Annotated in this window: 23 protein-coding genes; 17 read left to right on the top strand and 6 right to left on the bottom strand. The window is 40.4% G+C overall.

Translation table 11 applies throughout. The features are described from left to right. Positions 1–43: 43 nt before the first annotated feature. The 3 genes from OLM58_RS16685 to OLM58_RS16675 all read right to left on the bottom strand — a co-directional run bounded on the left by OLM58_RS16685 (position 44) and on the right by OLM58_RS16675 (position 3,018). Positions 44–1,564 carry a DUF3821 domain-containing protein gene (locus OLM58_RS16685; protein ID WP_264529778.1) on the bottom strand — a complete coding sequence of 507 codons (1,521 nt, stop codon included), beginning with the start codon at positions 1,562–1,564 and terminating at the stop codon, positions 44–46. An 80-nt stretch (positions 1,565–1,644) separates the two neighbouring features. Then, positions 1,645–2,589 (bottom strand): helix-turn-helix domain-containing protein, encoded by a 945-nt coding sequence (locus OLM58_RS16680; RefSeq protein WP_264529777.1) that lies wholly within the window; start codon positions 2,587–2,589, stop codon positions 1,645–1,647. A 45-nt stretch (positions 2,590–2,634) separates the two neighbouring features. Next, the gene (locus OLM58_RS16675) at positions 2,635–3,018 is read right to left on the bottom strand and encodes a hypothetical protein (protein WP_264529776.1); all 384 of its coding nucleotides are present in this window, start codon (positions 3,016–3,018) and stop codon (positions 2,635–2,637) included. Between the two features lie 251 nt (positions 3,019–3,269). Between OLM58_RS16675 and OLM58_RS16670 the strand changes: the two genes are divergently transcribed. The 6 genes from OLM58_RS16670 to OLM58_RS16645 all read left to right on the top strand — a co-directional run bounded on the left by OLM58_RS16670 (position 3,270) and on the right by OLM58_RS16645 (position 11,669). Continuing rightward, complete coding sequence (locus OLM58_RS16670) at positions 3,270–5,696, top strand: bifunctional aminotransferase class I/II-fold pyridoxal phosphate-dependent enzyme/GNAT family N-acetyltransferase (protein ID WP_264529775.1); 2,427 nt, start codon at positions 3,270–3,272, stop codon at positions 5,694–5,696. A gap of 103 nt (positions 5,697–5,799) precedes the next feature. Then, positions 5,800–6,648, top strand: coding sequence for an RteC domain-containing protein (locus OLM58_RS16665; protein WP_373321445.1), 849 nt, complete (start codon positions 5,800–5,802; stop codon positions 6,646–6,648). A gap of 226 nt (positions 6,649–6,874) precedes the next feature. Then, positions 6,875–7,183, top strand: coding sequence for a helix-turn-helix domain-containing protein (locus tag OLM58_RS16660; protein WP_264529773.1), 309 nt, complete (start codon positions 6,875–6,877; stop codon positions 7,181–7,183). A gap of 81 nt (positions 7,184–7,264) precedes the next feature. Then, complete coding sequence (locus OLM58_RS16655; RefSeq protein ID WP_264529772.1) at positions 7,265–8,701, top strand: DUF3945 domain-containing protein; 1,437 nt, start codon at positions 7,265–7,267, stop codon at positions 8,699–8,701. A gap of 6 nt (positions 8,702–8,707) precedes the next feature. Next, the gene (locus tag OLM58_RS16650; protein ID WP_264529771.1) at positions 8,708–10,801 is read left to right on the top strand and encodes a type IA DNA topoisomerase; all 2,094 of its coding nucleotides are present in this window, start codon (positions 8,708–8,710) and stop codon (positions 10,799–10,801) included. Further along, positions 10,791–11,669 (top strand): ORF6N domain-containing protein, encoded by an 879-nt coding sequence (locus tag OLM58_RS16645; RefSeq protein ID WP_264529770.1) that lies wholly within the window; start codon positions 10,791–10,793, stop codon positions 11,667–11,669. Before OLM58_RS16650 ends, OLM58_RS16645 begins: the two co-directional genes overlap by 11 nt. 94 nt (positions 11,670–11,763) lie before the next feature. On the opposite strand, the gene mobC is transcribed toward OLM58_RS16645, so the two are convergent. After that, complete coding sequence (mobC, locus tag OLM58_RS16640) at positions 11,764–13,782, bottom strand: conjugal transfer protein MobC (RefSeq protein ID WP_264529769.1); 2,019 nt, start codon at positions 13,780–13,782, stop codon at positions 11,764–11,766. 188 nt (positions 13,783–13,970) lie between these two features. On the opposite strand from mobC, the gene OLM58_RS16635 reads away from it, so the two are divergent. Next, entirely contained in the window at positions 13,971–14,258 is a 288-nt protein-coding gene (locus OLM58_RS16635) for a hypothetical protein (RefSeq protein WP_264529768.1), read from the top strand. Between the two features lie 60 nt (positions 14,259–14,318). Here the strand turns inward: OLM58_RS16635 and OLM58_RS16630 are convergent, their stop codons facing one another. Together OLM58_RS16630 and mobA are read right to left on the bottom strand one after the other, a co-directional pair. Beyond that, entirely contained in the window at positions 14,319–15,605 is a 1,287-nt protein-coding gene (locus tag OLM58_RS16630) for a relaxase/mobilization nuclease domain-containing protein (RefSeq protein WP_264529767.1), read from the bottom strand. A gap of 8 nt (positions 15,606–15,613) precedes the next feature. Further along, positions 15,614–16,045, bottom strand: coding sequence for a conjugal transfer protein MobA (gene mobA, locus OLM58_RS16625; protein WP_264529766.1), 432 nt, complete (start codon positions 16,043–16,045; stop codon positions 15,614–15,616). Between the two features lie 745 nt (positions 16,046–16,790). Between mobA and OLM58_RS16620 the strand changes: the two genes are divergently transcribed. The 10 genes from OLM58_RS16620 to traK all read left to right on the top strand — a co-directional run bounded on the left by OLM58_RS16620 (position 16,791) and on the right by traK (position 24,587). Then, positions 16,791–17,558, top strand: a complete 768-nt coding sequence (locus tag OLM58_RS16620) for a ParA family protein (RefSeq protein WP_264532448.1) — start codon at positions 16,791–16,793, stop codon at positions 17,556–17,558. A 4-nt stretch (positions 17,559–17,562) separates the two neighbouring features. Next, complete coding sequence (locus OLM58_RS16615) at positions 17,563–18,000, top strand: DUF3408 domain-containing protein (protein WP_264529765.1); 438 nt, start codon at positions 17,563–17,565, stop codon at positions 17,998–18,000. A 12-nt stretch (positions 18,001–18,012) separates the two neighbouring features. Next, positions 18,013–18,285, top strand: coding sequence for a DUF3408 domain-containing protein (locus tag OLM58_RS16610; RefSeq protein ID WP_264529764.1), 273 nt, complete (start codon positions 18,013–18,015; stop codon positions 18,283–18,285). 2 nt (positions 18,286–18,287) lie between these two features. Further along, positions 18,288–18,926: a conjugal transfer protein TraD gene (locus tag OLM58_RS16605; RefSeq protein WP_264529763.1), complete on the top strand. Its 639-nt coding sequence runs from the start codon at positions 18,288–18,290 to the stop codon at positions 18,924–18,926. A gap of 213 nt (positions 18,927–19,139) precedes the next feature. Beyond that, complete coding sequence (locus OLM58_RS16600; protein ID WP_264529762.1) at positions 19,140–19,445, top strand: DUF4134 domain-containing protein; 306 nt, start codon at positions 19,140–19,142, stop codon at positions 19,443–19,445. A gap of 8 nt (positions 19,446–19,453) precedes the next feature. Continuing rightward, entirely contained in the window at positions 19,454–19,786 is a 333-nt protein-coding gene (locus OLM58_RS16595) for a DUF4133 domain-containing protein (protein WP_264529761.1), read from the top strand. After that, complete coding sequence (locus OLM58_RS16590; protein WP_264529760.1) at positions 19,783–22,287, top strand: TraG family conjugative transposon ATPase; 2,505 nt, start codon at positions 19,783–19,785, stop codon at positions 22,285–22,287. Before OLM58_RS16595 ends, OLM58_RS16590 begins: the two co-directional genes overlap by 4 nt. A gap of 27 nt (positions 22,288–22,314) precedes the next feature. Next, positions 22,315–22,947 carry a DUF4141 domain-containing protein gene (locus OLM58_RS16585; protein ID WP_035680836.1) on the top strand — a complete coding sequence of 211 codons (633 nt, stop codon included), beginning with the start codon at positions 22,315–22,317 and terminating at the stop codon, positions 22,945–22,947. A gap of 1 nt (position 22,948) precedes the next feature. After that, the gene (traJ, locus tag OLM58_RS16580; RefSeq protein ID WP_264529759.1) at positions 22,949–23,944 is read left to right on the top strand and encodes a conjugative transposon protein TraJ; all 996 of its coding nucleotides are present in this window, start codon (positions 22,949–22,951) and stop codon (positions 23,942–23,944) included. 19 nt (positions 23,945–23,963) lie between these two features. Next, positions 23,964–24,587: a conjugative transposon protein TraK gene (gene traK / locus OLM58_RS16575; RefSeq protein ID WP_264529758.1), complete on the top strand. Its 624-nt coding sequence runs from the start codon at positions 23,964–23,966 to the stop codon at positions 24,585–24,587. Position 24,588 lies beyond the last annotated feature (1 nt).

Here is a 24,588-nt window from a genome sequence, read left to right as displayed (position 1 = left end):
AGCCTTCCCCTGATACCGGCCGGGTATATTGTAGTGGTCGTTTTTATTTAATAGTATAAGCATTGGTGATCTTTGGGCTCAGTTTAACTACACTTAAGTATCTTCCTGATATCGTATAAATTTTGTTGGCTGCAACTCTGAAATTTGTCATTTCTTCACCATTGACATGATAAATGTATATACTTGAAATATAGCTGCCATCATTGAGGTTATATACATCCAAAATAGAGGCGTCTTTTAGCATATTTTTATCTTCATACCTTCCAATACGTTTTGATTTGATAAAAAGCAGGTTCCCATAGACGGTCGAAGCCTTATTGATGACTAAAGGAGGTTTTGCCATTTGCCTGTCACCAGCGGATAGCTCTGCCACTTTTATTTCAGCTCTACGCACTGTGTCTATGGTTTTTCCTTTAGTTAGGAGCTGCATTTTACGATCAGCACTCAGAAATTCATTTCTGTAAAAATAAATATAGTTCACAGCGTTAAGCTTGTCGTTAAACCACAACATCCCATCTGTATCAAAAATACCATCCTGCTGCCTTTCAAGTATTCTGGTGTTCTCTGACAAGAGTTTTCCTTGATTCAAACCATACACGGCCAGGGTATTTTGTTTTTTAGTTAGGCTTGTAAGTCGCATGGCAATATGCAGGGAATCAATAGGATCTGCCAACGTAAAAAAAGGTACCTGACCTTGCTTTTTTCGCGCTTTCCAATCCTTTGTCTTTCCTGAAAAAATTGCAGGAACTGTTCCATCAGTGACAAAAAAATACGGAGGACTCACTTTGATATGAAGATCTCCAAAAGGCAGATTGGGTTGATCCAGTTCTGTTTTAACACGGTTTTGTTTTGTAAATCCCGTGTCAATTTTGGTAATAAAAAGCGGTGTGGTTACATTTCCAAGATATATCGTATCGCGGTTAATTCCGGCAAAATAAAAAGAGTTCAAACCAAGATCATAAGTATTATATTCTGGCTGAGCGTGCGAATTAAATCTCCTTACAAAAGTGTTGCGGTTATGTATTATATCTTCCGATATTAAATATAAAATAGCAACAGCCATGATGCTAAGTACTGCCGCCAGGATCATGATAAAATAAAAATATAATGGTTTGATTCTTGCCAGCCACAGATTCTCCTTCGGGTCATGTAATAACATTGCAATAACTGCCAGAACTACAAATACTATATTAAAAATTAGGTGCTCATTCCAGCTCATATTCTCAAGGATTCCACCACACGAGCACGGTATATACGAACTGAAATTGAGTATGATAACGATATAGGCTGTAAAGGCAACCATAAGGAAAAACGATGCGAAGAGGCCTATTAAACGCCAGCGTGGAAAGCAAAGAATTAAAACAATTAGCAATTCAAGCATAGGAACACTGATGGCTACCCAGCCTGCAAAAGCACTAAACAAAGGGGACTGACCAAGCTTTATACTGAAATCATGATAGTCCAAAACCTTGCTTACAGCGGCATAGGTAAAAAGCAGCATATAAAGAAGACAGATAACCTCTACTACGTATTTTTTAAATTCCCTACTGATATTAAGTCTCATAACTGTTGGTTTTGAATTTCACAATGTAAAATTCTGAATTCCAAACTTATAACACTTATACTATCGGGAGCAAAAATTAACTATGAAGGATTAAACTCATCAAGTGATAAAAGACCACCTGTTTTACCTCTGCCGAGTTCTTTAGGAGAAAATCCAAACTGCTTTTTGAATGATTTAGAAAAATTAGGATAGCTGTTAAAACCGTTCATAAAAGAAATATTCTTCAGGGGAATATCGGTCTGCTCTATCATAAGGTAAGCCCTTTTTAGGCGCTGCTCTGTATAAAACTTGTAGACGCTTGTATGGAAAAAATGCCTGAATCCGTCTTTGAGTTTAAAATCATTTGTACCGAACTGTCTTGCCAGTTCCTTAACGGATGGTAATGGTTCACTCAAATTAGCTAATACATAATCGTAAACCCGCTGTATTAGGCGTGCATCAGTTTGTTTGAAATTAGAATGCCTGTTTAATTTAATTTCAAATGATTCCGAAGCAGCTTCATTAACCTGAAGAAAGGGAGCCACAAAACTAAGTACGGTAAACTTACCATCCGATAATCTCGATACGGAACACTCCGCGGTTACAATCAGTTTTTTTAGTGTTATAAAATTCAGTGTAATGATTTCCCCTGATAAAAGCATTTCTTCCAATTCTTTTCTCTCAATATCAGACATACTGCTGAAGTCATCGCTTAAGAAATCCTGTATCGGGCGTCTTAGCATTTCTGCTGCATTATAACCTAAAATTTCCAATGCGCCCTGATTTACATTTTTTATGGAATGGTATTCATCTAAAATAAAAGTTGCAGGTGTTACCATCCTGTGGGTAATATAGGGATTCACAAAACCGGAATGAAAGGCAGACTCTTTAAGTTCTTCGGCGACCATATTTACCAGAACCACCAGGGTTTCAATTTCGTCGTCATAACTACTAAGGGGAATATGACCATTGAAGTTGCCCCGTGCTATTTCAAATAACATCTTGTGCATGGATACTAGCCGCTGGCGATTGTGGGGTCTCTTCATCGGTCCTGATTTTATATATATAAGTCTGCTTAGTTAGATCTGTTTCTATAGAAAGCCTTTAAGATAATCCAGTGCTTCCTGCTCAATAGTAAAAATTTGGGTAGGCACAGAGGGCTTACTGATTTCCAGATAAAAAGTGCTCATCGTCATTGAAACGTTTTCACTGCCAATCAATGCGACTGCTTTTGCAAGCAGAGATCCAGATTTAGCCAGATAGTCTCTGGCTGCTTTGTCAATTGAGGCTATGCCCCTGGTATCACAGAACACAGGAAGAAGTCTCTCATTTTGAAATGCAATCCTGTCAGCTACAACACGCATAGCGACTTCTAAATCAATTGCAGTATTGGGTTTATATTCGAAAAAAAGAATTCCCTTTTCAATCCAAAACCTCGCATTTCGATTCTCATAAGATTCATGTGCCGCAATCATGTCCTATCAGTTTTTAATAAAGGGTTGTAATTTAACAAAAATATAAAGATTAAGAAACATTCTAATTGTCAATTGTGGATTATTTCTTGCAGAACACACTAATTTGTTGTTAAATCGGGAATTACCCTTGCCATATTGGGAGTAAAATATCTGTCAATAAAAGTACTTTCAAATTTTATAAGGAATTTTAGATGTCTGTTTTTCAGATATTTAAAAAATAATAATTCTAAAACTTAAAAACCTTATAAAAAATGGCTAAAATAAAGCACAACAATTTTATTGATACAGTTGACACCGTTTTTTCAAATGCAAAAGAAAAAGGCATATTACACCTTTACGCTGAAGGTGAATATCTTAATGGGCGAAGCATAAAAATTAACGGAAGCGAAATGCTCCATTTCGGAACTACAGGATATCTTGGACTGGAACAGGACAAAAGGCTAAAAGAGGCCGCAATAAGCGCCATTACTAATTATGGAACGCAGTTCCCGCTTTCTAAAACTTATCTTTCCCATCCCTTATATGCTGAACTGGAAAGCAAGATTGAGCAGATGTACAATATACCCCCAATCATAACTAAGAACAGTACCTTGGGACATATGGCAATTATCCCAACCCTGATAAGAGATGAAGATGCAGTAATTCTAGACCATCAGGCGCATTGGAGTGTGCAGAATGCTTGTCAGGTTCTTAAGCTTAGGGGAATACCAGTGGAGATGATACGCCATAATAACCTCGAAATGCTTGAAGATAAGATTCGGATGTTAGGCGGCAAATCGGGTAAAATCTGGTACATGGCAGATGGTGTTTATTCTATGTACGGTGATTATGCGCCGGTACAGGAGCTGTTGAACCTTGCCCGAAAGTATCCGCAGCTCCACCTCTATTTTGATGATGTCCATGGAATGAGCTGGAAAGGAAAAAATGGGACAGGTTTTATCTTTGACACTATTGGAACGTTAGAAGAAAATATTGTGGTTGTCAGCACGCTGAGCAAGACATTTGGTGCCAGTGGTGCAACGTTTTTCTGCACCGATCGTAAATTACGCGAAAAGATTAAAACTTTTGGCGGTCCTCTTACCTTCTCAGCTCAGCTTGAACCTGCATCAGTTGCCGCCGCAATCGCATCGTGCGACATCCATCTCTCTACGGAAATCTATAACCACCAAGCTAAACTTGCCAAAAAAACAGCCCATTTCAGCACGCTGCTTTCAAAAAGCAGTCTGCCCCTAGTCTCTGATAACGACTCTCCCGTCTTTTTTCTTGGAATGGGAACACCTGCTACTGCTTATAATTTTACCAAACGTCTCTATTCTGAAGGTTTTTATCTCAACCTTGGTATCTATCCGGCAGTTCCTATAAAAAATACCGGAATCCGTATCACGATATCTGCACATAATAAAATTGAAGATATTACAGATCTTGCCCGTGCAATGGATCACCACTTTCACAAAGCTGTAGGAGAAACAGGAAGTAGTGACCAGAAAATACGACAGGCTTTCAGAATGGACATCAAAACTTGGCTCCCTGTTATAAAACAGCAAACAGAATTGCTGCAGATTGAAGAAAAAGTAACAATCGAAAACATCGACAAGCGGGAATGGAACAAGTATCTGGGTGCTTATAATATTTTGGATTGGGAAGGAATGCAGTATCTCGAGCAGACTTTCGCAAACGCTAAAGATCCATGCAATAAATGGGATTTTTTCTATTATATAATTCGTGACCAGAACATGCAAGTGGTTTTAATGACCTACTTTACGTTAGGGATCTGGAAAGATGATATGCTGGCTACAGAATCTGTATCAAGGCATCTTGAAGAGATTAGAAAAACAGATCCCATGCATATGACTTCCAAAGTATTAAGTATCGGCTCATTATTTACTGAGGGACTGCACTGCTATATTGATAAGGATCATCCTCTGGCAGAGCATTCAATGAGAATGCTATTAAATAAGCTTGAGGAATCATACAATTCGCTGGATGCCGACATGCTCGTTCTGCGTGATTTTGAAACCGGATTCCACTTAGATGAAATGATTAGAAACCAAGGGTATTTTAGAATCGATATGCCAGAATCATGTGTTATTGAAAATAAAAACTTCCCGGCAATTGAGAATTATGGTTCCCTGCTTTCTACGCGTTCACGCCAGCATTTCAATCGGGAAATACTGCCATACGAAAAATTCTATGCTGTTGAAATAAAAGATTGCCTCAACAAAGAAGAACTAAACAGGGCGTACCAGCTATACTGCAACGTAAAGGAACGCAACCTTGCTATAAATACCTTTACATACAAAAGGGAAGTATTTGAAAATATGAACAGCTGTCCAAACTGGGAGTTTATAATTCTTACCTTCAAAGATGCCCCTGAAAAGAATTTCGTTGGGATAATGTTCTGCTATAAAAATTCAGGAAATGTATATGTACCTGAACTTATCGGCATGGACTACATTTCTGGCGATGGCTTCAACTTGTACAGACAGCTTTTGTACCAAACAATCAAAAGAGCACGAGAGCTTGAAATTGGACGAATCGATTTCGGCATATCGGCAAGTTTTGAGAAGAAAAAACTTGGCGCTTCTATAATACCCAAGGTCGCTTACGTACAAGCCTGGGATAACTACGCTATGGAATTAATGCAGACACTGCAGAATGAAACCAATACTGCGCGCTGATATAATACATTTTAATTTTCAACGAAAAGTAACGTCATAATGTATCTGGGCAGCAATGCCCATGCTTTTACTTGTTCAAATAAATCTAAATTCTGTTGCCATGATAAGATCGACATGTGAGAACGCACTTCAGGTTATTCGAAAAGCAGAACAGGAATTCAGCTTAGACCCTGAACATATAATTGAAAAATCCTACCACATGACTACCGTGCTTCGAAACTTGCTTAGTACGGTTAAAAAAAATGTTTTAGAAAAAGGATTCTCCGATGAAAATGAAGAGATTAATTTTTTTAAAAGTATCAAACCCCAGATACTGGGAAAACTGATTTTCTATAATAAAGTTTTTCGAATTGAAGCATCATGCCCGGTTGTAACTGGAAAAATGCATCATAAATATTTTTCCAATGAGCTTAATCTCCTTAAGCAGGAATATAAAGAGCACTTTTATAACACTGATTTTTATCGCTACTACCGCACGGGAAGAACCGAATGGGATCACCATTTTTTTTGTCGGGGAAAAATAGACCTTCATGAGGGAGTCAATAGTTTTGTTTTTGAAATTGACACACAATTTTCCACCTATTATGATTATAAGGTAGCTCGTATAATTGCCAACGAACTTCTTCACAGTTACCTCGTTTCTAAAATTGAACCTGACACCCAGCAGACCGCCATTTTTTCAGACGGAAATACAGCAAACAGAGACTTTTTCTGGACAGATTCAAAGAATGCCTTAATCGAATTAATTTATGCACTTCATGCGTCGGGAAGCATTTCTCATGGAAAAGCTGGCATTCGCAAAATAAGTATGGTTTTCCAGCTGCTTTTCAGGATACAGCTCGGTGATGTCCATCACGCGTTCCACAGGATGAAAGACAGGACTGAAAGCAAAAGTATTTTTCTGGATCAGCTCAAATCATCGCTTAAACAGCACATGGAAAAAGAGATATAGTGAGTTTTAAACTTCAATTCTGTTGCCAATGAGAGCCAATTGCCAACTAGCCGAACTATGGCTTTTAACAAGTTCCATCTGTTTGCATGACCTAATAAATCAACATTTTATACACTTCCATTAACAGTTAAATTTTTCACAAAACAGTATTTTACATTGGCAGGCATTGGCAATGAAAAACTTTTGCCATTAGCAATTTTGCATCACTAATGTAAAACACACAGTCATGAATATAGACAGAATGGAATTCATTTCCTGGATGGAACGAATCATTGAACGTTTCGATCTTTTGAACGCGCATATCAGTGAACTTGAAAAAAAACGCGGAAGTGTTGACGGCGAAGAGCTATTGGATAATCAAGATATATTGCAGATGCTTAAGATAAGCGGGAGGTCACTTCAGCGTTACCGATCAATCGGCAGGCTGCCCTATTATACAATTAGTGGAAAAATATATTATAAGCTATCAGATGTACACCAGTTCATCAGAGAAAGTATCAATGTCCAAATACCAAAAACATACGCCAGGGAGTGAAAAATAACGCCAATAAAGTCCAGCTTTTAGTCAGCACCTTCTCATCATTTAATTTCGCAAATGGATTTAAAATTTAAAATTATGAGCGAACAAGTTAAAGATGTACTAAATACTCCTGAAGAGTTATCAGATATACTGCTGGTATTCGATAAAGAGAAAAAGAAAATCATGGCGGTAAAAGGCATTGACCAAAATGGTAATCTGGAAACTGTTGACCCAACCCACAAAAATCAGAATCAATTTATGCGGGTAGACAAGCACGGGGATGTGTTTTCTAATTTCTTTTCTAATTTTTTCAGCCAACTGAAGAACCCAACTAATTTTTCGTTCTTCAAAATCCCTGCTCTGCTGGCTGTTGATACTTCAAAAGAGATGCAGAAACATTTAGATCATCCTACACCTGAAGGTGAGCAATTAATGAAACAGCACGAAGTAAAAGATTATAAACAAAAAAATGAAATTAATATGGAAACAACACAGACAAATCCGGAAACAAGTGAATACAAATACAAACCGGAACAAATCGATTGGGAAACATTAAACCATTTGGGTTTAAGCAAAGAAAAACTTGAAAAAATGAGCCTTCTTGATCCGCTCCTAAAGGGATACAAAACAAATGAGCTTGTACCGGTCAGCCTTAACCTTGGTACTGCCGTCACCAGAATGGATGCCCGCTTATCCCTCAAACAAAACGACGAAGGACAGGTCGTGCTGGCCATTCATGGCATCCGAAAAGAACCTAATCTGAATTATCCTTTTTTCGGTCACGAGTTCACCAAGGAAGATAAAGACAATCTGCTGCAAACAGGCAATATGGGACGCGTAGTGGATCTCACCAATCCGAAAAACAATGAGATCATGCCTTCCATTATCAGTATAGACAGGCTGACCAATGAGGTGATCGCATTGCGCACGGATTTCATTAAAATTCCCGATGAAATTAAAGGAGTTAAGCTGAGTGAAGAGCAAAAGCAAACTTTATTTGAAGGCAAACCTCTTGCATTAGAAGGTATGGTTTCCAAGAAAGGAACTGCCTTTGATGCATCTGTGCAATTAAACGCAGATAAACGTTTTGTTGAATTTCTCTTTGACCGAAATGATTCTAATAAACAGACACAAGGCAATCAGCAGAACCAAACTCAGGGAGCACCTAAAAACTTTAGAGATAAGGAACTCAATAATGAGGAGTATCAAAAACTTAAAGATGGTCAGACGGTTTATATCAACGGCTTAGTGGATAAAAAAGGAAAAGAATACAATGGATATATCACCTACAACAAGGAAACTAATAAAACAGATTTTTCATTTCAAAATCCTGATAAAATCAAAGAACAGATAAAACCTTCTGAAGCCCATAAAACGCAGACCGCTGTCAATTCCGAAGGCAAAACTAATGAAGCTACTAAGAACATAAAGGAGCCATTAAAATCAGGTCAGACAAATCCTGATGACAAGAAACAACAGCAGCAACAAGAAGAATCTAACTCAACTGCCAAATCAAAAGGGCGTAAAATGTAATAAAATATGATAACAATTATTACAGAAAAGCCCAGTGTGGCAAGGGAAATAGCCGTTATAATCAGAGCCACCGAAAAAAAAGATGGCTACCTGACAGGTAACGGCTATTTTGTTACATGGGCACTGGGCCATCTTGTAGGATTAGGAATGCCCGAAGATTACGGCATCACAGGATTTGACAAAGCATCACTACCGATACTTCCAAACCCTTTTTTACTGGTTGTCAGAAAGGTCAGTAAAAATCAAGGGGATTCTGTAGATACAGGAGCGCTAAAACAACTAAGAATCATTAGAGAACTCTTTGACAACAGCGATAATATTATTGTCGCTACCGATTCAGGACGCGAGGGCGAACTCATTTTTAGGTACATATACGAATACTTGAAGTGCAATAAACCCTTTAAGCGACTTTGGATAAGCTCCCTTACTGAAAAAGCCATTAAACAAGGCTTTGATAATCTCAAAGACGGAAAAGAATTTGACGGATTATATCAGGCAGCACAAGCCAGGAGCCGTGCCGACTGGCTAGTGGGTATCAATGCCACACAAGCGCTCTCCATTGCATTAGCCAACGGGGTTTATTCACTCGGAAGAGTGCAGACACCTACATTGGCTTTAATATGCAAACGCTATCTGGAAAACAGGAGTTTCAAAGTAAAAAATTACTGGCAGATACAGTTGTCCCATAACAAAGAGATGATGGATTTTAAAAGTATCTCAAAAATCAAATGGGAAGACAAAAAACTAGCCGGTGATGTGCTGAAAGCCATTGCGCGAAAGCAAACGGCAATAATTACATCCCAAGTGACCAAAAGCGTTACAGAGCAACCGCCTTTATTGTTCGACCTTACCGGTCTGCAAAAGGAGGCCAATAAAAAATTAAACCTTTCGGCCGAAGAAACCCTCAACATTTCCCAGAGCCTTTACGAACAGAAATTTATCACATACCCACGTACCGCAAGCAAATACATTCCTGAAGATATGTGGGCAGAGATTCCTAATCTTGTAAGAGCTTTACAAAAGAGGGAAAATATTAAACAAAACCTATCTCAAATGAAATGGCGCCGTTTTAATAAACATATCGTGAACGATTTGCGTGTCACTGACCATCATGGACTATTAACTACTGATAAAATGACATCAGCCCTGAATCCAAAGGAAAATGCAATTTATAATATGATTGCCTTTCGATTACTCGAAGCCATTTCACAACCCTGTATCAAAGAGATAACTGTTGTCGACTTACAGGTACTGCATTATGATTTTACATCAAAAGGCTGTAAGATTATGGAATCCGGGTGGCGTTCCATTAGAGGCAGTTTCCTCGATGATGAGACAGATCATGTAATGGATTTGCCTGAGCTGAAAAAGGACGATAAACTTAAAATAAAAGAAGCTTCCGTTCTGGAAAAGAAAACTAAACCGCCTGTGCTTTACTCTGAAGCAGGCCTTTTGTCAGCTATGGAAAGTGCCGGAAATGATATCGAAAATCAAGGTGAGCGAAAGGTTTTGCAAAATTTAGGTATCGGCACTGCAGCTACAAGGGCAGCAATTATCGAAACATTGCTTACCCGTAATTACATAAATAGGGAAAACAAATCTTTGGTACCAACCGAAAAGGGATTATTGGTATATGAACTCGTCAAAGACCAAAAAATAGCAGATGTGGCGATGACTGCCCAATGGGAACTTGCAATGGAAAAAATCGAAAACAACGAATCAGATGCCGGAACATTTCAAAAGCAAACGGAAAAATACGCTGCATCCATTGCCAATGAATTGTTGCAGACCCCAATTGCCAAAAACAACTTGCCAGACCTCATCTGCCCCAAATGTAAAAGCCAACAACTTATCATACGTGACAAAATAGTAAAGTGTCCTGAAGAGACTTGCAACTGGATACAGTTCCGCAATGTCTGCGGTGCGCAAATCAGTATAGACAATATTAAAAGTCTTGTCAGCAAGGGTACAACTTCACTCATTAAAGGAATGAAAAGCAGGTCAGGAAAGAAATTCGATGCGTACATCGTACTGAACGATAATGCAGAAACTACCTTTGAATTTGCCAAAAATAAAGGCTTCCCAAGTAATGGAAAATAAACCTACCCTTAGCACTATGGAAATCAGAAATCTGATTTATTCCATACGCGGAAAGCAGGTTATGCTCGATAGCAACCTTGCTTCCTTATACCAAGTTGAAACAAAGAACCTCAACAAAGCCGTAAAAAGGAATATAGAAAGGTTTCCTGAATCCTTTTGTTTTCAATTGAATGAAGAGGAAGCTGAAATCTTGAGGTTCCAAATTGGAACCTCAAGTTTGAATTATGGTGGAAGACGCTATTTACCTTATGTTTTTACCGAACAGGGTGTTGCCATGGCTTCTGCTATACTGCGTTCCCACATTGCCGTTAAGGTCAGTGTAGAAATTATGGAAGCCTTTGTAGAAATGCGTAGAATACTTATGAGCAACGCCTCTCTTTTTCATCGATTGGATAAAATTGAATTCAAACAATTAGAAGCGAACCAAAAATTTGAAGAAATTTTTAAGGCTTTGGAAAGCGATAAGCTCCATAGCGAAAAAGGTATTTTCTATAACGGGCAGGTTTTTGATGCCTATGCCTTTGTTTCCGATATTATTCGAACTGCCAAAAGTTCAATCATCCTGCTGGATAATTATGTAGATGACACTGTACTAACTTTGTTAGGTAAGCGGAACAATGATGTTAGTGCGACTATCTATACCAAGAACATTAGCAATCAGCTGCGGCTGGATGTGCAACGATACAACAGCCAATATCCCAGGATTGAAATTGAAATTTTCTTTGATGCTCACGACCGTTTTTTGATAATTGACGATACGGAACTCTATCACATCGGAGCCTCGCTCAAGGATTTGGGTAAAAAATGGTTTGCCTTTTCAAGAATGGATATTGAGGTGGGTAAAATGCTGCAGATATTGAACAATTAAATAAATTAACCCTCTGAATAATTCGAGGGTTTTGTTTTATTTTGGACTTACAGAAAAGCCTGGCCCTGGTCAAAACTTTAACTTAGAATCTCATTTACTCGCTTTTTTTACAACTTTCCTTTTGTACCAAATGCTTTAACTCGGGATCATTCTTTATACGTTCCAATTCGGTTTCTATAACTAGTACAATATCCGTTTTTATCTGCCTGTAATTACTCTCAATTGCCTGCTTCATTTTATCATTCCCGTTTTCGTCAATAAAAGATAAGATTTCCGGTATCTGTTGATATCCTTTAGTTTCTGAAGCAACCTTTTGATTATCCACGACAATTTCAGCATGGAAAATTTTCTGCTCGATGCGTTCATCAAAATTGTCTGATACAGAACCAACAAAAAAACCTTGTGTCAGGGTGGATATTTTGGAAGCAGGTATAAGACTGTCCAATTGAGTTGATATTGAAGTTGATGTATCGTTGCGGTTGATGCTCATGCCCTGCCTTTTCTGCAATACTTTCCCGAATCTTTCCGACAGGCTTTTTGCAGTTTCGCCGACCACTTGGCCGCTAAAAATATTACCTACAGTATTCTGAATTACCTTGCTCTCTTTGTCGCCATAATCCCTTGTCAGCTGTGAATAATCCTGAAAGCCCAAGCAAACAGCCACCTTATTACTTCTGGCGGTTGCAATAAGGTTATCAAGCCCCCTAAAGTATATAGTGGGCAGCTCGTCTATGATAACAGAACTCTTCAATTGGCCTTTTTTGTTAATGAGTTTAACGATACGTGAATTGTATAATCCCAGCGCGGCAGAATAGATATTTTGGCGGTCAGGATTATTGCCTACGCATAATATCTTAGGCTCTTTGGGATTGTTGATGTCCAATGAAAAATCATCTCCTGTCATAACCCAGTACAGTTGAGGCGAAATCATTCTTGACAAAGGGATTTTTGCAGAGGCTATCTGTCCCTGCAACTGATCCTGTGCCCCTCCCTGCCACGCGTCCATAAAAGGCGACAGATAGTTTTCCAAATCGGGATATGAGGTTAAAATCGTAAACACGTCTGAGTATTTTTTATTCAAGAGTTCTATCGCGTGTGGGAATGTGCAATATTTACCGTCGTCATAAATTTTCAGGTACCAAATGATTGCAGCCAAAAGGATAATTGGGCTTTCGACGAAAAAATCGCCCTGCTTCTGTATCCAGCTACGATTGAGGTTCAGCATTATTGTATATGCTGCTTCGTAAGCATCCGAGATATCCGTCATGAAATCGGGATTAAGAGGATTGCAACGGTGGCTCTTTCGGGGGTCATCAAAGTTGATGACATAGAATTTTGGTTGTACTTTGTATTTATCGCTGTGCTTCAATAAATGATTATATGCAATGGTAGAAAGGTCATCAAATTTGAAATCGTAGATGTACATTGAGAAACCTTTCTCAATCTGCTGTTTGATGTAATTGTTCACGATTGCATATGATTTACCCGAACCCGGCGTACCTAAGACAATCGTTGCCCGAAAAGGATTGACTATGTTAATCCAGCCATTGTTCCATTTTCCTTTGTAATAAAACTTCGTAGGTAGATTAACAGAGTATTCGTTTTCCATCAGTATTGTTTCCTGCTGAAAGCTTTCGTTCTCATAGTTAAAAACATCTTCCATTAGATTATTACGAAGCAGACGGCTCATCCATATTCCTGATACCATTAAAGCGATATAACCTAAACTAGTGCTAAGGATATAAAGAATTATAGAGATAGTTATTGATAGCCTTAATAAAGGTGTGTTCAGAAAAAACAGAACAAAGCCAATTGCTAAAGTCATATAAATCTTAGCCCATGTTATCTTCTGGTTTTTAACTCCCTTTGAACCCAGGCAGCTTAATCCTAATAACACTAAGGCAAATACTTTGGTATAAAGAGTATGCGAGAACAATCCCACGGTACGCTGAAAATTGCCTAATATTTTGTTGATTACCTCTAGTGTCCAGCCCCGATCTATAAAGTAACAGTAGCAAAACCAATAAAGGTGCATCAATATCAATAGGATACTTACTGCCCGCATAAAAGCCATAATTTTGGCTAATCCTCTTAAATCATCTTCTCCCTGCATCTCAAAACATTTAATGTTGTTTCATGAATTTAAATACGATAAGAACTGCTTGTATTAAAGTGGTTGAAAATGGCGGCAAGCGGCAGTGTTTGACTGATTTGTTAAAATTTAAATTTTAAGGTTACGGAAAACCGTAATAACTGCTTTTTAAAAGCTCTTAATTTTAGGAAATTTTAAATTAATAAATTATGGTAGAATTTGATGAAAATGACTTAGTCAATCGTGATTATGTAAACACGACCACCAATGGTGACAATCCCAATTACACGGCTATTCGTGACAGAGAACGTGTAAATAAAAAAGAACGCTATGAAGTCGTCTATTTTTGCGATGCTTTTGTAAAGAACTATCAGGTTCCGAAAACCAAAGCAAGCTTTCAAAAGGTCGAGAGAATAATAAGACTATCTCAAGCCAGCAGCATTGTAATGAGAGACCAGCTAAATAATTTTGTGGCTCAAAACTGGAATTTACTCTAGCCTTTTTAACTAAGCTATCCGATAAAACCGTCGGCTTTTCGGATAGCTTTGATTCTATCCTTATCTGCCTTCCCTCTTTTTTCTTCTCTTCTTCATTCTATTAGCAAAATCTTGTTCCTGATAATCTTCTCCATTGGCTTCTGGCAATAAGGTACCCAATGCATCAATTAAATCGCCTTCGTGCTTTTGCGCAGTATATAGGAAGTCGAACAAATGATAAGGTTCATTTGGCGGAAGATCTGCATTATTTGCTGGGGATATTTTCGATTGCAATTTAACCGAATCTTTAATTTCAGGTGTGATATTTTTGTTCCAAAAATCATTAAATGTGTTAGCAGATAGTTCTTTTCCCAATCTGGAGCCGTTCCACACTGTTTTAGAATTATGGTCTATAAAGGTAATTCCGTAAATACGTCCTGTGTCATTTCTACGTGCCACCACATTAATTCCTTGCTCCACTAACTGTTTTTTAAAAGCCTCCTCACCACTTGTTAATTGCAGGGCAATGGTAACGGCAGCTCTAATGGTCGGCTTTGCCGGGTGGTCTTTTAAAGTTTCTTTGTATTTTGCATAATTCAATTCCAGAGCCGGCAGTCCAGCGTTCTTTCCCAATAAAGAAGCCTTGAAAGGATGTCCGGCTCTTTCGCCTTTTTCATTCAAAGGTATATATAACAAACCCTCCTGCATTTTTCCTTCCAACTCGCCCTGCACTTTTTCGGTGGTAATATTAAAAAGAGAAAGCAAGGCATTGAATTCTCCTAAAGTTTGGAAATGATAATAGTTAGCCAGGTGACGAACTACGGAAGCTATCTGACTTTTAACATCACCTGCCTTATAATCTACAGGACGGAAAACCTTGTCTATCTGTTTATGCTCTTTATCTGTTGCAGGTATCAATCCATATTTCTTTTCAAGTTCACGGCAGACGTTCATAGAGCGCATTTTCTCATAACTATCCGAAATCTTTTTCCCCTGTTCATCAACGCACACCGATACAATATGGATATGGCTACGATCAATATCAGTATGTTTGAACACCACATAAGGCTGCTGTCCATAACCCATTTCCTGCATATACGCATCTGCCATTTCCATGAACCTGTCGTCACTTACTTTGTCTTTCGGATCGGGATTAAGCGAGATATGCAACGTATGTTTCTCTGTATTGCGGTTGGCAATGAGATAAGGGGTAAAAGATTGGGCTAATTGTGCAACGGAATAATTACCGCTAGCGGTTTCAATTATCTTATTGCCATACAATATCTCTCCTTTTTCATTCTCAAGTTTGAGCTGGTTGTAGGCTAAAGCTCCGTATAAATTTGCGCTTCTTCCGATTTTTGCTATCATTTCTAAGGCTATTTTTTCAGATATTTTGCGTCAAATTCTTCAGTTATCTGTATGATTTTTTGGCATAGTGCCGCCATTTCAGCAGTTTGTTTTTCCAATTTATAGAGAAAAGCCGCCGCCTTTTTCTCGGAAAAATGATGGTACAATAGCTTTACAATCTGATTATAATTGACGCCTACGGAGCGGAACTGACTGTGAAACGAAGTCAACCGCATATAAAAATCAACTGTTCCTTTGTCAATTTTAATCGTTTTCATCTCCTTGCTGAACAACAGCGAGGTAATAAATTTTGCTTTGTTGGGAATTCCCGATGTTTCAAAAAGCGATAAAAGTTTGGCATTTTCCGTATCCGTCAGACGAAATACATGGCGGTGGATGCTCGGGTCGCTTTTGGGCGTGCGTCCACCCTTGTGTTTTTTATTGTTATTGTTCTCCCTCATTATTTATCCATTATTAAATTTTATATAAAAACCTGACTTCGGAAGGTTTTTTCAGCCCCCGGCAAGGCAAGTTGTTTTGAGGCACTAACTCGTTTTAGAGTGCCTCAAAACACAACTTGCCGTGTTCTGGTGAACACAAAAATCCGCCCTTCGGGACGGATTAAATGTAACAGGGAAAACGGCTTGAAGCCGTTTCATTATTCTCCATTTTTTCAGTAGTCGTTGCATAAATGCTTTAATAAAAATTCATTTTACAAAGTAAATCCCTGTTTATAAAAGGATTGTAATGTGAAGAAGTACCAAACACTTCCTCTAAGCGACAAGCAATGCCACACCCATACAATGCAACGAAAATGATTAGTCCTTTGTGTTTGAATGTTGGCAGGAGGACAACCAGTCTGTACTTCAGGACAAGTATATTGGGCCCATTCCAGATTTCATTTCATCTGGTTTTCATGATTGCTAGAATACAAGATCGCAATAATGCGGAAATATCGGAAAGCGTGACGGCTTGCCATGAGACTATCTTGAATTCCTGAAGGAGTGGTTGAAAGAATATAAGTAAGATGGAATTACCGCCTGACTAGATACAGGAATGAATGCAGTGATGCTGTACTTAAAAAAAGCAGGCGATCAGAAATGCCGGCCGACATCCCTGACAGCTACCCTGCCCAATAGTAAGCTTGAAATCAGTGTAGTCTCCAAAACTGTATTGCTAGGATATATAAACTTTAAATTATCAAATATGAACACAAAAAAGAAACCTCTGTTTATCGCCTTTTCTTCTCAAAAAGGCGGTGTTGGCAAAAGTACATTTACAACCCTTCTAGCAAGTGTGCTGCACTATCGGTTGGGCTATAACGTAGCCGCATTTGATGCGGATTTTCCACAGCACAGCCTTGTGAAAATGAAGACAAGAGATTTGGCAATGGTAATGAAAAACGAAGCTTTGAAAAAGCTGGCGTATAGACAGTTTACTACCCTCAGCAAAAAAGCCTACCCCATCATGCCGTACAAAGCAGACAGCGTACTAGAAGCAGCTCAAGATTTTGTAAATGATTCTCCTACTCCCGTTGATGTTGTATTCTTCGACCTGCCCGGAACCGTTAACACGCCCGGAATCCTGAAAGCATTGGCAGGAATGCACCATATTTTTAGCCCGATCACGGCTGATCGTGTGGTAATGGAAAGTACACTGATCTTCACACAGCTTTTGCAGGATGTGATTATGAAAAAAGGGGAAACCTCCATAGAAACTATTAACCTGTTCTGGAACCAGGTTGACGGCAGGGAAAGCACGCCTTTATATGAAGTGTATAACCAACTTATTGAACAATTAGGTTTAAGCCTTATGCAAAGCCAAATCAAGAGCAGCACACGATTTCGCAAAGAAAGTGAAGTAGACAGCAAAACCATTTTCCGTTCCACGATATTGCCTCCAGATGAACGCTTGATGAAAGCGTGTCAATTAGACCTCTTCATAGACGAATTTTTAAAAATTATTCAATTGTAGATTTATGGAAAAGGAAAATAACAGAAAAACCCCGCCAGACATTAATGAAGAACTCATGATGGACCTGATGGTTGACGGCGTCAAAAAAGAAGGGATACAGTTTCCGCCTGAACCAATCGAAGTGACACAAAAGATAGATGTAAAACAGGAAGAGTCACTATCGATTAAACTTGTACAAAGGGAAAAGAGCCGAGCAAAGAAAAGTGTTGACGGAAGTTATGGGGGCCACTTTTTGAAAACCCACTCAATGACCAAGCGTGGAGATAAGAGTATTTACATCCGTCAGGAATATCACCAGCGTTTGTCCCGCATTGTACAGGTAATAGGGAAAGATCAGATACCGCTGTATGCCTATCTCGACAATATTCTCGAACATCATTTTGAATTATTTGAGAAAGCAATTACTGAAGATTTTAATGAGAAGTTTAAACCCATTTTTTAAAATATTATGATTATGAAAAATTTATTTAGGAAAACCAAGCTGCCTGTAAAAAGTGGGCAATACAAAGACAATTTTTTACAACCAACAGAATTTATAGCCAGAAACGGCAAGTCGGTATATATCAGTGAGGATTTTCACAGGAAGATTTCACGTATTGTTTTTATCCTCGGCGATGGAAAAATCACAATCTCAGATTACATGTACAATGTACTGAAGCAGCATTTTCAGGATTTTGGAGAGGACATAGAGACGCTGCATATTGAAAAACAAAAACCAATTCTTTGATTATGGAAACAGTTATTGTGATATGCCTGCTAATAATAATAGTCCTTCTTATGCAGGACAAGATTGTCATTAAAAATAGGTTAAAGCAACAGCAGACTAAAAAGGAAAAAGTTAACCCAAACCTGCCGGATATTATGGGTCAGCCCAGGCCTATGAGAAGCCTTTCAGTCCCAAACAATGCCAATGAAAGCCAAATCGAGGAAACAGCGGTGGATCCCAATAATTTTGACATTGAATACGACGAAAATGAAAACGTAAGTGTTCAAATTCCGCAGGAAGAGCTGGATGAATTTTTCAGTAATATGCCTGATTTTGAACAGGAAGAGGAAGAATGGAACAGGTACGGAATATCCGGCGCAGATGACGGTTTTGCCCAAGGGGTTACCTTCGAGGAACTAAGCTCTGTGGGGATGCTGCTTCAAAAAGATAAATTGGAGCCCTCTCAACAGGAAACAGCGATAGCTTTAGTTCAGAAAATACAGGGAACCGAATTATTCAGCCTGCTGGAAAATTCCATAGAAAGTGCTTCCCGAAAAATAGCCGAACTATTGGACGGGAGCCTTTCTTTTGAAAAGGATTCCAGCTCTTCCTATCTGCGGAACATTAATTTAAATGAATTTGATATTGGGGAGTATGTCTGAAAGGGCATAATACTCCCCTTTCTCGTTTAACAAAATACGTCAGACTTAAAATGTTTGACGTTTTTTTTATGCCAAAACACTGAGAATAGCGCCACAGCTAGTCAACTGATTCCACAGACAGCCAGTTCACTGCAAGCATTCGATTTTCATGACACTTTTGTTGCCAGAACCCGCGTAGTGCGGGAATACAGTAACAATCTAAAGTGTTTCATTATGCAAAAACAAAGAAAAAAATTCCTGCCGGCAGTAATCATAATACTGTCATCCTTAAAGTTATCGGCGCAGGGAAACGGTACAGCCGGAATCACGGAAGCCACCCAAATGGTTACCTCCTATTTTGATCCTGCTACACAGCTCATCTACGCCATTGGAGCTGTGGTCGGTCTGATCGGCGGAGTTAAGGTGTACAATAAATTCAGCAGCGGAGATCCCGACACCTCAAAAACCGCGGCGAGCTGGTTCGGCGCCTGTATCTTCCTTATTGTCGCGGCTACCATCCTTCGCTCCTTCTTCCTTTAACCCTGCCTATGAATACTTACAATATCAACAAAGGCATAGGAAGAACAGTCGAGTTCAGGGGACTCAAGGCACAGTACCTGTTCATCTTCGCAGGAGGGCTGCTTGGAATACTTATCCTGGTCATGATTTTATATATGGCCAGGACCAGTTCCTATATCTGTCTTTTTCTGGGCGCAGGCGGCGCCTCGCTGATTGTCTGGCAGACCTTCTCGCTGAACAGAAAGTACGGGGAACACGGACTGATGAAAATTGGGGCAAAAAAAAAGCATCCCCGTTACATCATATGCCGCAAGCCAATACGACGTTATTTAAGGTCAACCGCTAAATCCAGCACCGTATGAGAAACGCAGCCAAGACCACAACACTGGAAAACAGATTTCCGCTGCTGGCAGTGGAAAATAACTGCATCCTTTCAAAGGATGCGGATATTACCGCCTGCTTTGAAGTCCGTCTGCCTGAACTCTTCACGGTGGCTTCGGCCGAATATGAAGCGATTCATTCTGCCTGGCATAAGGCTATTAAGACCCTACCCGATTTTACGATTGTCCATAAACAGGATTGGTACATCAGGGAGAACTATGATCCTGAAATGGACAAGGATGTGCAGAGTTTTCTGGCCAGATCTTATCAGCGGCACTTTAATGAGCGCCCGTTCCTGAACCATTACTGTTATCTGTTTCTTACCAAAACCACCAAAGAGCGCATGCGGATGCAGAGCAATTTCTCCTCACTGTGCAAAGGTTTACTAATACCAAAAGAAATCAGGGATAAAGAAACAGTTCACCGTTTTATGGAAGCCGTCGCTCAGTTTGAGCGCATTATAAACGACTGCGGATTTGTCAAAATCAGCCGTATGAGCGAAGAAGACATCATCGGTGAGCAAGGCAGACCGGGACTGTTGGAACAGTACCTAACCCTTTCAAAGGAATCAGGTACCTCGATGCAGGATATTGTGCTGGGCAGCGAAGAGGTACGCGTAGGAAATAATAGGCTGTGCCTTCACACGCTTTCCGATACTGACGACTTGCCCTCATCGGTATCTGCTGATACGCGATATGAAAAACTGTCCACAGACCGCAGCGACTGCCGTTTATCTTTTGCAGCTCCTGTGGGACTACTGCTGAACTGCAATCACATTTACAACCAGTACCTGTTTTTGGACAACAGTGAGGAGAACCTGCAGAAGTTTGAAAAGTCCGCCCGAAACATGCACTCACTGGCACGCTACAGCCGCGCCAACCAGATCAATAAAGAGTGGATAGAACGCTATTTGAATGAGGCGCATTCCTTTGGACTGTCGTCAATCCGCGCACACTTCAATATAATGGCATGGTCGGACGACCTGTCCGAACTCAAACAGCTGAAGAACGACTGCGGGAGCGCACTGGCCCTTATGGAATGCAAGCCAAGGCACAATACTACTGATACGGCGGCGCTGTACTGGGCGGGTATGCCCGGCAATGCAGGAGATTTTCCAAGTGAGGAAAGCTTTTACACCTTCATTGAACCGGCATTGTGTTTCTTCATCCAAGAAACCAATTACCATGATTCCCCATCGCCATTCGGTATCAAGATGGCAGACAGGCTGACGGGAAAACCTATCCATCTGGACATTTCCGACTTGCCGATGAAACGCGGTATCATTACCAACCGCAACAAGTTCATACTGGGTCCCTCGGGAAGTGGCAAGTCTTTTTTCACCAATCATATGGTGAGGCAGTATTATGAACAAGGCGCCCATGTCCTGCTGGTTGATACCGGTAACTCCTATCAGGGATTGTGCGGGCTGATCAATGGAAAAACCAAAGGCAAAGACGGGGTGTATTTTACCTATACCGAGGACAATCCCATTGCCTTTAACCCTTTCTATACCGATGACGGGGTTTTCGATATTGAAAAAAGAGAAAGTATTAAGACGCTCATACTAACATTATGGAAACGTGATGACGAGCCTCCCACCCGCTCCGAGGAAGTGGCACTGTCTAATGCCGTAAGCGGCTATATCGAAAAGATTAAGCGCGATGACGTCTTTCCGTCTTTCAATGGTTTTTACGAGTATGTTCAGGGAGATTACCGAAGGGTGCTATTAGAAAAACAGGTAAGGGAAAAAGACTTTGACATTGCCAATTTTCTTAATGTACTGGAGCCTTATTACAAAGGCGGCGAGTATGATTACCTGCTGAATTCCGACAAGCAGCTGGATCTGCTTTCCAAACGTTTTATAGTCTTTGAGATTGATGCGATCAAGGAGCATAAAATCCTTTTTCCAATCGTAACGATCATCGTTATGGAAGTGTTCATCAACAAGATGAGAAGGCTTAAGGGCATCCGAAAACTTATCCTGATTGAAGAGGCCTGGAAAGCTATTGCAAAGGAAGGTATGGCAAATTATATAAAATATTTATTTAAGACTGTTCGGAAGTTCTTTGGCGAGGCCATTGTGGTGACCCAAGAGGTAGATGATATTATCCAGTCTCCTATTGTTAAGGAAAGCATCATCAATAATTCGGACTGCAAGATACTTCTTGATCAGCGCAAATACATGAATAAGTTTGATGAAATACAGGCCATGCTCGGACTGACAGACAAGGAAAAAGCGCAGGTGTTATCCATTAATATGAACAACGATGCATCACGTCTTTACAAAGAAGTATGGATCGGGCTTGGAGGGACGCACTCGGCTGTCTATGCTACAGAAGTGTCCGCTGAGGAATATCTCGCGTACACGACAGAAGAAACAGAAAAAATGGAGGTGATGCAGCTTGCCGCTGAACTTGGCGGCAATGTAGAGATTGCCATCAAGCAGATCGCCAGTAGGCGTCGCGAACAGGAAAATCAGTAATTAATAACAATTTAAAAATCGATAACAATGAAAAAAATACTATTTATGGTTTCTGCGGCAATTATGCTTGCCTCGGCGCCATCAGCAAAGGCCCAGTTTGTGGTTACCGATCCGGCCAATCTTGCCTCGGGGATTCTCAACAGCGCCAACGAGATCATACAGACTTCCTCTACAGTTAGCAATGTGGTCAAAAATTTCAAGGAAGTCGAAAAGGTATACAAGCAGGGCAAAGAATATTACGATAAGCTACAGGCGATTAACAATCTGGTAAAAGACGCCCGCAAGGTACAGCAGACCGTCCTTTTGGTGGGTGATGTATCGGAAATGTATGTGCAAAATTTCGGAAGGATGCTTAATGATCCAAACTTTTCGGCAAGGGAACTCACCGCCATTGCCAAGGGATATTCGGCGCTGCTGGGAGAGAGTACCGAGCTTTTGAAAGAACTCAAACAGATTGTCACCTCCTCGAGCCTGTCACTCAGTGATAAGGAGCGAATGGACATTATCGACCGTGTATACAAAGAGGTAAAAGAATACCACAGCCTGGTGCGCTACTACACCAATAAGAATATATCGGTGAGTATCCTGCGCGCTAAAAAGCAGAACAGCACCAAAAGAGTTCTTGAGCTTTACGGCACCCCAAACCAAAAATACTGGTAATATGGAATTCAATAATCTTCATGAAGTCCTTCGCTCGCTGTATGATGAGATGCTGCCACTGTCCGCTGATATGGCGGCGGTGGCCAAAGGACTGGCAGGACTCGGGGCGCTGTTTTTTGTGGCCTTGAAAGTCTGGCAGGCACTCAGCCGAGCTGAACCTATTGATGTCTACCCATTTCTGCGCCCTTTTGCACTGGGTCTCTGCATCATGTTTTTCCCGACGATCGTGCTGGGTACAATCAATGCCGTATTAAGCCCGATAGTTCAGGGAACACATAGCATTCTGGAAGATCAGGTATTGGATCTGAACGATCTTCAGGCAAAAAAGGACCTGCTGGAGCATGAAGCGATGATCCGCAATCCCGAGACCGCCTATATGGTATCGGACGCGGAGTTCGACAAGAAACTGGACGAGCTGGGCTGGTCGCCTTCGGACATCGGGACTATGGCCGGAATGTATATGGACAGGCAGACCTATCAGATAGAGAAAATAATAAAAGAGTGGTTTCGCAACCTGCTCGAAATACTATTTCAGGCTGCAGCGCTGGTGATCGACACCATACGTACTTTCTTTCTCATAGTGCTGTCCATCCTGGGGCCTATCGCATTTGCCATATCAGTCTGGGACGGACTCCAGTCAACTCTCACGCAGTGGATTACACGGTATGTCAGCGTTTATCTCTGGCTTCCCGTAGCGGACCTGTTCAGCTCGATGCTGGCCAGGATCCAGTTCCTTATCATTGAAAGGGACATAGAAATGCTTGCCGATCCCACTTTCGTTCCCGACACCTCAAACACCGTATACATCATTTTTATGATCATTGGCATAGTGGGATATTTTACCATTCCAACTGTGACAGGCTGGATTATCCAGGCAGGCGGCGCAGGGAATTTTTCACGCAACATCCACCATACTGCCATGAAATCCGGAAATATAGCTGGCGCAGGCGCTGGTTCGGCCGCAGGCAACATTGCCGGAAGGCTGGTCAATAAGTAATCAATAAACATTCAATAAAATGGAATTTAAAACACTCAGAAATATAGAAAACAGTTTTCACCAAATCAGGCTTTATGCCATTGTATTTGCCGTGCTCTGTGCATTAGTGACCGCATACGCGCTTTGGAGATCGTATGGTTTCGCCGAGCAGCAGCGCCAGAAAATTTATGTGCTGGACAATGGCAAATCGCTCATGCTCGCACTCTCTCAGGATGCCTCGATCAACCGTCCTGTGGAAGCCCGAGAGCACGTAAGGCGTTTTCACGAGCTGTTCTTTACCCTGGCGCCCGACAAAAATGCTATTGAAAGCAATATGAAAAGGGCATTTAGCCTTGCCGATAAAAGTGCCTTTAACTACTACAAGGACCTTTTGGAAAAAGGTTATTACAACCGGATTATATCAGGCAATGTACAGCAGCGTATCGAAATGGACAGCGTGGTCTGCAATTTCGAGACTTACCCGTATGTGGTACGGAGCTATGCAAGGCAAATTATTATACGCTCGAGTAATATAACCAGCCGCAGTCTGGTTACATCCTGCCTTCTGGTAAACTCGGTGCGCTCGGACAATAATCCGCAGGGCTTTACTATTGAAAAGTTTGCGGTGGTTGAAAACAGGGATATAGAAGTCATCGAACGCTAAA

The organism is Flavobacterium sp. N502540, from assembly GCF_025947365.1.
Taxonomy (GTDB): domain Bacteria; phylum Bacteroidota; class Bacteroidia; order Flavobacteriales; family Flavobacteriaceae; genus Flavobacterium.
The sequence above is the reverse complement of the archived record's forward strand: the minus strand, read 5'-3'. Positions and strand labels throughout refer to the sequence as shown.